Genomic DNA, 12822 nt, shown 5'->3' with positions numbered 1-12822 from the left:
TGTGTTTTTTTTATTTGGCTGAGGCGGCGGGGGGCGGCGCCCCCGCCCGGGGCCCCGCGGGGCCGGGTGGGGGGGGGGGGGGGGGGGCGGGGGGGACGGCCCGGGCCTCGGCCCGGGCGATCTCGCAGAACAGCGGGTACGCGTCGAAGCAGGGCGCCGAGTGCACCACGTTGTCGCCGGGCTCGACGACGGCGTGGAAGAGGTCCAGCGCCACGCCCGCCGAGCCGTGGCCGACCGCGACCTGGCCGGCCGGGACGCCCTGCCAGTCGGCGATGATCCCCTCGATCCGCTGCGGGCGGAAGTCCGGGTACCGGTGCAGGTCGCCGGCGGCCGCGGCCAGGGCGGCCACGACGGACGGCAGCGGCGGGCCCGGGTGCTCGTTCTGCGCCAGCAGGTGTCTGGCGGCGGGGGCGGCGGCCATCAGTCGGTCTGGAGGACGTAGAGCCAGGAGTGCGGGGTGGCCAGCGCCTCGACGCGGTCGATCCGCAGCCCGGCGTCGGTGAACAGCTCCTCGTACGTCTCCTTGGTGTGCAGTGGCACGCCCATCATCGCGTGCGCCAGCTCGAAGCCGACCGAGAAGACCGGCAGGGCGCTCTGGGACTCGCCCGGGCCGCGCAGCATGGTGTCGCCGAGCACGAAGGTGCGGGCCTTCGGGAAGGCCTCCCGCATCCGGGTGAAGATCGAGGAGCGGGTGGCCGGGTCGGCCAGCAGGTCGTGCAGCAGGAAGAAGCTCATCACGGTGTCGACCTCGGCCACCTCGGCGGCCTCGGCGTCGTTGTCGATCTGGGTGCCGAGCAGGCCCAGGACGTCGGCCCGGACGGCGGTGACGCGGTCCTGCATCCCGGCCGTGACGATGTCGCGGCGGGCGATGTCGGTGGCCGGGCGGCTGATGTCGATGCCCAGGCCCCGGGTGCCCTCGCGCTGCCCGACCACCCGGCGCACCCGGGCGGAGGTGCCGCTACCAAGGTCGGCGATGGTGCGGAAGTCGATGCCGGAGAGCACGTCGGTCAGCTGCGCGGCGAACAGCGACTGGTCGCACTGGGCGGAGCCGAGGGCGACCATCGCCTCGTCGCGCAGGACGTCCTCGCTGTAGCGGTGCGTCCCCGCGCTCAGGTGCCCGGCGCGGCCGAACACGTCGTGGTACCCGCCGACGGCCCAGGTGAAGTAGCCGCGTGCGGCGGCGACTTCGAGGCCCACCTCGGTGGGCACGTAGGCGGCGCCGTCGGCCTTGACGTAGCCGCAGTCGGCGGCGGCGCGCAGGACGGCCTCGGTCCGGGCGGTGTCACCGCCCTGGGCGGTGGCCTCGACGGCCGAGAGCGGCTCGCCGCGCCCGAGCTTCTCCAGCACGCCGATCCGGTCCAGCGCGAAGATCACGTTGGCGGCGATGAAGCCGTTGTAGGCGTCGGTCGACGTGATCGGCGACGGGGTGACGCCGCGCCAGGTGTCGGGGATGGCGGCAGTGGTCATGGTGGTGTCCGTTTCTCGGTGGGCGGGCCGGGTGCGGCCCGCGCGGTGGGTGCAGGTCGGTGGCCTGCGGTCGGAAGGGATGCGAAAGTCGGCGGGTCAGGAGGCCGGTCGGGAGGCCGGTCAGAGGCCGGTCGGTCAGGAGGCCGGCCGGGCGGTCAGACGGGCGGCGAGCACCGGGCCGATGACGGCGAGCGCCTCGGGGCCCGTCATGGCACCGTGGGTGCTCGGCACCTCGTGGACGTCGATCCGGCCGCCCACGTGGGGGCGCCAGCCGTCCGGGTCGGGGGCGTCGGCCGGGCGGTCCTTGGCGGCGGTGAAGACCACCGCATCGCCGTCGTAGCCGGGCAGCGGGAGCGCGTGCGCCAGCTCGGCGTTGGTCTGGAAGACCGCGACCACCCGGGCCACCGCGGCGCCGCTGAGGCCCGCGAGCGGGCCCTCGCCGTGCCGGACCAGCTCGGCGTAGCCGTCCTCGTCCTCGGGCCAGGCGCCGACCTCCCCGGCCGGGTGGCCGAGCGAGTCGAGGATCACCGCCAGCTGCGCCGGGTCGTCCCGCCACTGCTCGGGCCCGGCCTCGCCGGCGCCCGGGTAGGCGTCCAGCAGGGCCAGCAGCCGGACCTCCTCGCCCTGGTCGCGCAGCAGCGCGGCGATCGCATGGGCGACGGCCCCGCCGAAGGACCAGCCGAGCAGGGCGTACGGGCCCTCGGGGCGGACGGCGCGGATCTGCGCGAGGTAGTCGCGCGCCAACTCCGCGACGGAGGAAGGGCGGTGGCTCGGATCGGCCAGGCCCGGGGCCTGGAGGCCGTAGATCGGCTGCTCGGCGTCGAGGTGGCGCAGCAGCCCCGTGTACACCCAGCTGATGCCCGCGGCCGGGTGGACGCAGAACAGCGGCGGGCGCGAGCCCCGGGTGCGGATCGGCAGCAGGACGGGGAAGCTCTCGGCGCCCGGCCCCCGGGCGAGCCGCTCGGCGAGCCCGGCGACGGTCGGCGCCTCGAACACGGTGCGGACCCCGATCCCCTCGCCCGCGCCGACCAGCTCCCGCAGCCCCGCGACCAGCCGGGCGGCCAGCAGCGAGTGCCCGCCCAGTTCGAAGAAGTTGTCGTCCACGCCGACCCGTTCGAGTCCGAGCACGTCGGCGAACAGCCCGCAGAGCACCTCCTCCTGCGGCGTGCCGGGCGCCCGCCCGGCGCCGGGCCAGGCGGCGGTGTCGGGGGCGGGGAGGGCGCGGCGGTCGACCTTGCCGTTGGCGGTGAGGGGGAGGGCGTCCAGGGCCACGACGGCGGAGGGCACCATGTAGTCGGGCAGGGTCGCGCCGACGTGGGCCCGCAGGAGGGCCTGGTCGACCGTCTGGCCGGGCCGGGCCACGGCGTAGCCGACCAGGCGCCGGTCGCCGGGGCGGTCCTCGCGGACCAGGACGAAGGCCTGGGCGAGGGAGGGGTGCCGGACGAGGGCGGCCTCGATCTCGCCGGGCTCGATGCGGAACCCGCGGACCTTGACCTGGTGGTCGGTGCGGCCGAGGTACTCCAGGGAGCCGTCGGCCCGGCGGCGGGCGAGGTCGCCGGTGCGGTACATCCGGCTGCCGGGGGCGTCGTACGGGTTGGCGACGAAGCGCTCGGCGGTCAGGCCGGGCCGGTTGAGGTAGCCCCTGGCCAGGCCGGCGCCCGCGAGGTAGAGCTCGCCGACGACCCCGGCGGGGACGGGCCGCAGGGCGGCGTCGAGGACGTGCAGCCGGGTGTTCAGGATGGGCCGGCCCAGCGGCGGTGCGATCCGGCCGGACAGCGGGGTGGTCATGCTGGCGCAGACGGTGGACTCCGTCGGTCCGTAGGCGTTGACCATCCGCAGGCGGGCGGACCAGTGCTCGACGAGGTCGGGCGGGCAGGCCTCCCCGGCGACGGCCAGGGTCTCGACGTGCGCGAGCGCGTCGGGGGGCAGGACGGCCAGGGCGGTGGGCGGCAGGGTGACGTGGGTGACGCCCTGCTCGGCGATCAGTTCGGCCAGGGCCGGGCCGGGCAGCAGTTGGTCGGCGGTGCCGAGGACGGCGCGGGCGCCGGTGAGCAGGGCCATGCTGAGCTCGGCGACGGCGGCGTCGAAGGAGGGGGAGGCGAACAGCAGGACGCGGCTGTCGGGGGTGGGCGCGAGACTCTCGCGCTGGCTCTCGATCAGGGAGGCGAGGCCGGTGTGGGGGACGACGACGCCCTTGGGGCGGCCGGTGGAGCCGGAGGTGTAGATGACGTACGCGGCGGCGTCGGGGGCGGTTTCGGCGTCGGTTTCGGCGTCCGTGAGGTTGTGCGCGGGGTGGCCGGAGGTGTCGAGGTCCTCGACCAGCAGGCGCGGGACGGCGCTGTCGGCCGGCAGACCGGCGGCCACCGTACCGGTGGTGAGGACCAGGACGGGGGCGGCGTCGGCGAGCATGTAGGCGATGCGGTCGGCCGGGTAGCGCGGGTCGAGCGGGAGGAAGGCCGCGCCGGCCTTGAGGACGGCGAGCTGGGCGACGATGAGCTCGGTCGAGCGGTCCAGGGCGATCGCGACGAACCGCTCGGGGCCCGCGCCGTGTGCGGTGAGCAGCCGGGCGAGGCGGTTGGCGCGTCCGTTCAGCTCGGCGTAGGTGAGCTGCTCGGCGCCGAAGGCGAGGGCGACGGCGTCGGGGCGGGCGGCGGCCTGGGCCTGGAAGAGCGCCGGGAAGGTGGCGGGGGCGACGGGGTGGTCGGTGTCGTTCCAGGCCGTGATCAGCTGCCGGCGCTCCTCCGGCGCCAGGATCTCCACCTGGCCCACCCGCTGGTCCGGGTCGGCCAGCACCGCGCGCAGGGCGCGCTCGAACCGCGCGGCCGTCGCCGCCGCCGTGGCCCGGTCGAACAGGTCGACGGCGTACTCGACCGACAGCTCCAGTCCGGCGGGGGCGCCGTCGCGGTCGAAGGTCTCGCCGAAGGCGAAGGTCAGGTCGAACTTGGCGAGGTCCGAATCCAGTGCCTCGACCCGGCCCGGCAGGCCGCCGAGGCGGATCTGTCCGGCGTCGCCGCCCGAGGTTAGCATCACCTGGCAGAGCGGGTGCCGGGCCGTCGAGCGCGCCGGGTTGAGCAGCTCGACCAGGCGCTCGAAGGGCACGTCCTGGTGCCCGAAGGCGTCCAGGGTGCCGATCCGGACGCGCTCCAGCAGCTCCCGGAAGCTCGGGTTGCCGCTGGTGTCGGTGCGCAGTACCAGGGTGTTGACGAAGAAGCCGACCAGGTCGTCGAGGGCTTCGTCGGTGCGCCCGGCGACGACGGTGCCGATCGGCAGGTCGGTGCCCGCGCCCAGGCGGCCCAGCGTGGTGGCGAGTGCCGCCTGCATCACCATGAACACGCTGGCCCGGCTCTGCTGCGCCAACTCGACCAGGGCGCCGTGGAGTTCGCCGTCCAGGTGCAGTTCCACCGCCGCGCCCCGGCGGGTGGGCGCGGTCGGGCGGGGGCGGTCGTAGGGGAGCGCAAGCTCTTCGGGGAGGCCGGACAACGTCTGCTGCCAGTGGGCGAGTTGTTCGGTGAGCAGGGTGGTGGGCTGCTGCGGGGTGCCGAGGAGTTCGTGCTGCCAGAGGGCGTAGTCGGCGTACTGCACGGGGAGTGGCTGCCACTGTGGTGCGGTGCCGGCCAGTCGGGCCTGGTAGGCGGCGGCGAGGTCGCGCAGGAGGGGGGCGACGGACCAGCCGTCGGTGGCGATGTGGTGCATGAGGACGAGCAGGACGTGTTCGTCGTGCGGGAGGGAGAGCAGCGTCGCGCGGACGGGCAGGTCGTGGGCGAGGTCGAAGACCTGCCCGCCGGCCTCGGTCAGGGCGGCCTGGAGCTCGGTCTCGGTGGCCACCGACACGGTGTGCAGCGGGAGTTCGGGGCGCTCGACGATCAGCTGGTGGGGCTGGCCGTCGGTGGTCGGGTAGACGGTGCGCAGCACCTCGTGGCGGTCGAGGACGTCCGTCAGCGCGGCCTGGAGGGCGGGGGCGTCGACCCGGCCGGTCAGGCGCACCGCGCACGGGGTGTTGTAGAGCGCGCTCGGGCCCTCGAACTGCTCGATGAACCACAGACGTTGCTGCGCCGGGGAGAGTGGGATGCGCGCGGGCCGGTCGACGGGCCGCAGGGCCGGGCGGGCCGTGCCGGAGGCGGGCAGGACGGCGGCTAGGGCGGCGACCGTGGGGGAGTCGAACAGGGCCCGGATGGGCAGTTCGGTGCTGAGGGCGGCGCGGATGCGGCTGACCAGCTTGGTGGCGAGGAGGGAGTGGCCGCCGAGGTCGAAGAAGCGGTCGTCGATGGTGACGGTGGTGAGTCCGAGGACGTCGGCGAAGAGTGCGCAGAGGGTTTGTTCGGTGGTGTTGCGGGGGGCGCGGCCTTCGGTGGTGCCGGTGTAGTCGGGGGCGGGGAGGGCGCGGCGGTCGACTTTGCCGTTGGCGGTGACGGGGAGGGTGTCGAGGATGACGACGGCGGCGGGGAGCATGTAGCTGGGGAGGGCTTCGGCGACGGCGGCACGCAGTTCGCCCGGAGTGACACTGTCTGTCGAAGTGGTGGTGTAGACGACGAGGCGTTTGTCGCCGGGCTGGTCTTCGCGGACGTGGGCGAGGGCTTGGCCGACGGCGGGGTGGGCGGTGAACGCGGTTTCGACTTCGCCGAGTTCGATGCGGAAGCCGCGGATCTTGACCTGGTCGTCGGCGCGGCCGAGGAATTCCAGGACGCCGTCGGTGGTCCAGCGGGCGAGGTCGCCGGTGCGGTACATCCGCTCGCCGGGCGGGCCGTAGGGGCAGGCGACGAAGCGTTCGGCGGTGAGGGAGGGGCGGCCGGTGTAGCCGCGGGCGAGTCCGGCGCCGGCGATGTACAGCTCGCCTGCCACGCCGGCGGGTACGGGCTGCAGTGCGGTGTCGAGTACGTACGTCCGGGTGTTGGCCAGCGGGCGGCCGATCGGCACCACGTTCGGGACTGCTGAGGAGGGGGTCATGGTGAAGGTGGTCTTGATGGCCGTCGTCTCGGTGGGCGCGTAGACCGCGACGACGGAGGTGTCCGGGCACGCCTGGAACAGCCGGCGGACGGCCTCGGGCGGGACGACGTCGCCGCCGGTCCACACCTGCCGGACGGCCCGGAAGGCCTCCGGCGTCTCTTCGGCCATCAGTCGCAGCAGGCCCGACGGCGCCTGGACCAGGGTCACCCGGTGGGTGGTGATGGTCTCGGCGAGGCGCCGGATGTCCAGCTCGCCGGGCTCGGCCAGCACGATCGCCCCGCCGGTGACGAGCGGCGCCCAGATCTCGGTGGTGGAGGCGTCGAAGGCGGTGGGCGAGTGCAGCAGGACGCGCTCGTGGTGGCCCGTGCGGAAGTGCTGGTTGCCCAGCAGGTCCACCACGTTGCGGTGGGTGACGGCGACGCCCTTGGGCAGGCCGGTCGAGCCCGAGGTGTACATCACGTAGACCAGCTGGCCGGGGTGCACGGGCACGGCCGGGTCGCCCGCCTCGGGGGCCATGGCGAGCAGCGCGTCGGTGACCTCGACGGTGGTGAAGCCGCCGGTGGCGAGGACCGGGTGCCCGTGGTGGGCCGGGTCGGTGAGCAGCAGGCCGGTGCGGGTGTCGGTGAGGATGTGCTGGAGCCGGTCCAGCGGGTAGCGGTCGTCCAGCGGGACGTACGTGCCGGCCGCCTTGGCGATCGCGAGGACGGCCGTGAGCAGCCCGGCGGAGCGCTCCATCAGCACCGCCACCGGCTGTTCGGCGGTCAGGCCGCGCGCCAGCAGCAGGGCGGCGAGGCGGTTGGCGCGGCCGTTCAGCTCGGCGTAGCTGAGCTGTTCGGCGTCGGTGATCAGGGCGGGGGCGTCGGGGGTGGCGGCGGCCTGGGCCTCGAACAGCCGGGGCAGGCTGGTGTCGGGCACCGGTGCGGTCGGTCCGTTCCAGCCGGTGAGCAGGTGCTCGCGCTCGGCCGGGTCGAGGATCTCGATGCTGCCGATCGGGGCGTCCGGGTCGGCGGCGACGGCGCGCAGGATGCGCAGCAGCCGCTCGGCGAGGGCGGTCGCGGTGGCGTGGTCGAAGAGGTCGGCCGCGTAGTCGACGGCGCCGCGGACGCCGAGGCAGTCGCCGTCCGCCGTGAGGTGCTCGACGAAGTTGAAGTTCAGGTCGAACTGGGCCTGGGCCTCGCCGGCCTCGACCGGCCGGGCCGTCACCGGGCCGAAGGCGAGATCGCCGGCCCGCTCCGTGTTCAGGGTGACGAGCGACTGGAAGAGGGGGTGGCCGGCGGTGCGGGTGGGGTTGAGGTGTTCGACCAGGCGCTCGAAGGGGATGTCCTGGTGGTCGTAGGCGTCGAGGTCGGTGCGGCGGACGCGGTCCAGCAGTTCCCGGAAGCTCGGGTTGCCGCTGGTGTCGGTGCGCAGCAGCAGGGTGTTGACGAAGAAGCCGACCAGGTCGTCGAGGGCTTCGTCGGTGCGTCCGGCGACGACGGTGCCGATCGGCAGGTCGGTGCCCGTACCGAGGCGGGTGTAGAGGGCGGCGACGGCGGCTTGCAGGGCCATGAAGAGGCTGGCGTTCTGCGTGCCGGCCAACTCGGCCAGCGCGGTGTGCAGTTCGACGTCGAGTTCCAGCTCCGCGGCGCCGCCCCGGCGGGTGGGCGCGGTCGGGCGGGGGCGGTCGTAGGGGAGCGCAAGCTCCTCGGGGAGGCCGGACAACGCCTGCTGCCAGTAGGCGAGTTGCAGGGAGACGACGCTCTCGGGGTCGTCCTCCTCGCCGAGCAGCTCGCGCTGCCAGAGGGTGTAGTCGGCGTACTGCACCGGCAGCGGCTCCCACTGCGGCTCGGTGCCGGCGAGCCGGGCCTCGTAGGCGGTGGCGAGGTCGCCGAAGAGCGGGGCGACGGACCAGCCGTCGCTGGCGATGTGGTGCGTCAGCAGCAGCAGGACGTGCTCGCCCGGCGAGGGGAGGGCGTACAGCCAGGCGCGGACGGGGAGATCGGCGGCGAGGTCGAAGACCTGCCCGGCGTCCTCGCGCAGCCGCTCGGACAGTTCGGCCTCGTCGGCCACCGGCACCCGGTGCAGCGGCGGGCGCCCCTGGTCGAGGATGTGCTGGTGGGGCTGGCCGTCGGTGGTCGGGAAGACGGTGCGCAGCACCTCGTGCCGGGCCACCACGTCCCACAGCGCGCCTTCGAGGGCGGCGGCGTCGAGCTCGCCGGTCAGCCGGAGGGCGAACGGCGTGTTGTAGAGGGCGCTCGGGCCCTCGAACTGCTCGATGAACCAGAGCCGCTGCTGGGCGAACGACAACGGGATCAAGGTCTGCCTCCGACTGGCGACTTACGGGTGCTGTGGCTGCTGTGGCTGGTAGGGCTGCTGGGGCTGGTGTGGCTGGTGGGGTTCGGCGGTCGCGGGACGCGGCAGGCCGCGCCGCCGGCCGGGCCGGCGGCGGGCGCGCATCCTGCGGTGGACGGGGCCGCGAGGTGGGCGGCAGGTCAGGCCGGGCCGCCCGGGCGGCGCATCGGCCGCAGGGCCGGGCGGGCCTTCTTCGGCGCGGCCTTCTGTTCGCGCTCGGGCAGGACGGCGGCCAGGGCGGCGACCGTGGGGGAGTCGAACAGGGTGCGGATCGGCAGCTCCGTACCGAGAGCGGCGCGGATGCGGCTGACCAGCCTGGTGGCGAGGAGGGAGTGGCCGCCGAGGTCGAAGAAGCGGTCGTCGATGGTGACGGTGGTGAGTCCGAGGACGTCGGCGAAGAGTGCGCAGAGGGTTTGTTCGGTGGTGTTGCGGGGGGCGCGGCCTTCGGTGGTGCCGGTGTAGTCGGGGGCGGGGAGGGCGCGGCGGTCGACTTTGCCGTTGGCGGTGACGGGGAGGGTGTCGAGGATGACGACGGCGGCGGGGAGCATGTAGCTGGGGAGGGTGTCGGCGACGGCGGCACGCAGTTCGCCGGGAGTGACGCTGTCTGTCGAAGTGGTGGTGTAGACGACGAGGCGTTTGTCGCCGGGCTGGTCTTCGCGGACGTGGGCGAGGGCTTGGCCGACGGCGGGGTGGGCGGTGAACGCGGCTTCGACTTCGCCGAGTTCGATGCGGAAGCCGCGGATCTTGACCTGGTCGTCGGCGCGGCCGAGGAATTCCAGGACGCCGTCGGTGGTCCAGCGGGCGAGGTCGCCGGTGCGGTACATCCGCTCACCGGCGATGAACGGGCAGGCGACGAAGCGTTCGGCGGTGAGGGAGGGGCGGCCGGTGTAGCCGCGGGCGAGTCCGGCGCCGGCGATGTACAGCTCGCCTGCCACGCCGGCGGGTACGGGCTGCAGCGCGGTGTCGAGCACGTACGTCCGGGTGTTGGCCAGCGGGCGGCCGATCGGCACCACGTTCGGGACCGCCGAGGCGGTCGGCATCGGGAACTGGGTCGCGCACAGGGTCGTCTCGGTCGGCCCGTAAAGCGCTCGCACCGCGATGCCCGGGACGGCCTCCAGCACCCGGCGGACGGCCGGGGCGGAGACGACGTCCCCACCGGTCAGCACCTCGCGCACGCCGGTGAAGATGCCCGGGTCCTCCTCCGCGATGACGCGGAACAGCCCGGCGGTGACGTGCACGTGGGTGAGCCCGTGCGCCCGGACCAGCTCGCGGATGGCGGAGGCGTCCAGGTCGCCCTGCGGCGCGACGACCACCTGGCCGCCGGAGAGCAGCGGCGCCCACAGTTCGTAGGTCGAGGCGTCGAAGGCGTGCGGCGCGTGGAAGAGCACCCGCAGCCCGTCGGGGTGGTGCCAGCACGGGTCCGTCGCGAGCTGCACCACGTCCCGGTGGGTGATGGCGATGCCCTTGGGCACCCCGGTGGATCCGGAGGTGAACATCACGTACGCGAGCTGCTCCGGGTGGAGCCCGGCGGGCTGGGCGCGCCGCCTGCGCGGGCCGTCGAACCAGCCCTCGGTGAGCGGCAGGACGGGGCAGGGGGCGTCGGTGGCCAGCGGGTGGCCCTGGTGCGCGGGATCGACCAGGACGAGCGCCGCCCGCGTCTCGGCGGTGATCTGCCGCAGCCGCTCGGCCGGGTGCCGGTCGTCCAGCGGGACGTAGGTGCCGCCGGCCTTGGCCACCGCCAGGATCGCCGTCACCAGGTCGGCGGAGCGGTCCATCAGCAGGATCACCGGGGTGTCGGCGCCGACGCCCGCCTCGGCGAGGTGGGCCGCCAAGTGTTCGGCCCGGGAGTCGAGTTCGGCGTAGCTGAGCTGTTCGGCGTCGGTGATCAGGGCGGGGGCGTCGGGGGTGGCGGCGGCCTGGGCCTCGAACAGCTGCGGCAGGGTGGCCTCGGGCACCGGTGCCGCCGGTCCGCTCCAGCCGGTGAGCAGGTGCTCGCGTTCGGCCGGGTCGAGGATCTCGATGCTGCCGATCGGGGCGTCCGGGTCGGCGGCGACGGCGCGCAGGACGCGGAGCAGCCGCTCGGCGAGGGCGGTGACGGTGGCGTGGTCGAAGAGGTCGGCCGCGTACTCGACCGCCACCGACAGGCCCGCCTGGGAGCCCTGTTCGGTGAAGCGGAAGGACAGGTCGAACTTGGCCACGTCCAGCTCGAAGGGGTGGTCCGCGCAGGCCAGGTCGCCGAAGGCGGCGGGCACCGCCGGGCCGCTCTCCAGGGCGATCAGCGACTGGAAGAGGGGGTGGCGGGTGGTGCGCGGGGGGTTGAGGTGTTCGACCAGGCGCTCGAAGGGGATGTCCTGGTGGTCGTAGGCGTCGAGGTCGGTGCGGCGGACGCGGTCCAGCAGTTCCCGGAAGGTGGGGTTGCCGGTGGTGTCGGTGCGCAGCAGCAGGGTGTTGACGAAGAAGCCGACCAGGTCGTCGAGGGCTTCGTCGGTGCGTCCGGCAACGGGGGTGCCGAGCGGGAGGTCGGCGCCCGCGCCGAGGCGGGTGTAGAGGGCGGCGACGGCGGCTTGCAGGGCCATGAACAGGCTGGCGTTCTGCGTGCCCGCCAACTCGGCCAGGGCGGTGTGCAGTTCGGCGTCGACCTCGAACTCGGCGGCGCTGCCCCGGTGGCTGGGAACGGTCGGGCGGGGGCGGTCGTAGGGGAGCGCCAGTTCCTCCGGGAGGCCGGACAACGCCTGCTGCCAGTAGTCGAGTTGTTCGGTGAGCAGGGTGGTGGGCTGCTGGGGGGTGCCGAGGAGTTCGTGCTGCCAGAGGGCGTAGTCGGCGTACTGCACGGGGAGTGGCTGCCACTGCGGCTCGGTGCCGGCCAGTTGGGCCTGGTAGGCGGTGGCGAGGTCGCGCAGGAGCGGGGCGACGGACCAGCCGTCGGTGGCGATGTGGTGCATGAGGACGAGCAGGACGTGTTCGTCGTGCGGGAGGGAGAGCAGCGTCGCGCGGACGGGCAGGTCGTGGGCGAGGTCGAAGACCGCCCCGCCGGCCTCGGCCAGGGCGTCCCGGAGCGCCGCCTCGGTGGCCACGGGTATGGTCCGCAGGATCGACTCGGGGGCCTCGGCGACCAGTTGGTGCGGCTGGCCGTCGGTGGTCGGGAAGACGGTGCGCAGCACTTCGTGCCGGGCCACCACGTCCCGCAGCGCGCCTTCCAGCGCGGGGCGGTCGAGGGCGCCGGTCAGCCGGAGGGCGACGGGCGTGTTGTAGAGCGCGCTCGGGCCCTCGAACTGCTCGATGAACCACAGGCGTTGCTGCGCGGAGGACAGCGGGACGCGCTCCGGCCGGGTGACGGGCCGCAGGGCCGGGCGGGCCGCGCCGGAGGCGGGCAGGGCGGCGGCCAGGGCGGCCACCGTCGGGTGGTCGAAGAGCGCGCGGATCGGCAGCTCCGTGCCGAGGGCGGTGCGGACGCGGCTGACCAGCTTGGTGGCGAGCAGCGAGTGGCCGCCCAGGTCGAAGAAGCTGTCGTCGATGCCGACCGAGGCCAACCCGAGGACCTCGGCGAAGAGTTCGCAGAGCGCCTGCTCGGTTTCGGTGCGCGGGGCCCGGCCGGCGGCGGCGCCGCTGTAGTCGGGGGCGGGCAGGGCGCGGCGGTCGACCTTGCCGTTGGGGGTGACGGGCAGCGCGTCGAGGGTGACGATCGCGGCGGGCACCATGTAGCCGGGCAGGCGGTCGGCGACGAAGGCGCGCAGTTCGTCGGGCCGGACGGGGCCCGTGACGTAGGCGACCAGGCGTTTGTCGCCCGGCTGGTCCTGGCGGACCACGGCGACGGCCTGGCCGACGGCCGGGTGGGCGGTGAACGCGGCCTCCACCTCGCCGAGTTCGATCCGGAAGCCGCGCAGCTTGACCTGGTCGTCGGCGCGGCCGACGAACTCCAGTTCGCCCGTGGTGGTCCAGCGCACCACGTCGCCGGTGCGGTACATCCGGCCGCCGGGCTCGCCGAAGGGGCAGGCCACGAAGCGCTCGGCGGTCAGGCCGGCGCGGCCGACGTAGCCCCGGGCCAGCCCGGCGCCCGCGACGTACAGCTCACCGGCGACG

Annotated in this window: 3 protein-coding genes and 1 pseudogene; all 4 read right to left on the bottom strand. The window is 74.5% G+C overall.

Annotated features, from left to right (window positions below; genetic code table 11):
• Positions 1-10: 10 nt before the first annotated feature.
• Positions 11-421 carry an aminotransferase class I/II-fold pyridoxal phosphate-dependent enzyme gene (locus tag ACFV6I_RS21710; protein ID WP_380427086.1) on the bottom strand — a complete coding sequence of 137 codons (411 nt, stop codon included), beginning with the start codon at positions 419-421 and terminating at the stop codon, positions 11-13.
• Positions 421-1467: an SAM-dependent methyltransferase gene (locus ACFV6I_RS21705; protein ID WP_380427084.1), complete on the bottom strand. Its 1047-nt coding sequence runs from the start codon at positions 1465-1467 to the stop codon at positions 421-423. The genes ACFV6I_RS21710 and ACFV6I_RS21705 overlap by 1 nt, the downstream gene beginning before the upstream one ends.
• A 135-nt stretch (positions 1468-1602) precedes the next feature.
• Positions 1603-8706 (bottom strand): annotated as a pseudogene (locus ACFV6I_RS21700) (amino acid adenylation domain-containing protein); the annotation flags it as partial.
• A gap of 176 nt (positions 8707-8882) precedes the next feature.
• On the bottom strand, positions 8883-12822 hold a 3940-nt coding region (locus tag ACFV6I_RS21695), incomplete at its 5' end, for an amino acid adenylation domain-containing protein (RefSeq protein WP_380427082.1).

This window comes from Kitasatospora sp. NPDC059803 (genome assembly GCF_042732255.1).
Lineage (GTDB): Bacteria > Actinomycetota > Actinomycetes > Streptomycetales > Streptomycetaceae > Kitasatospora.
Note: the sequence above shows the minus strand (reverse complement) of the source record. Positions and strands in the feature narration are given on the sequence as shown.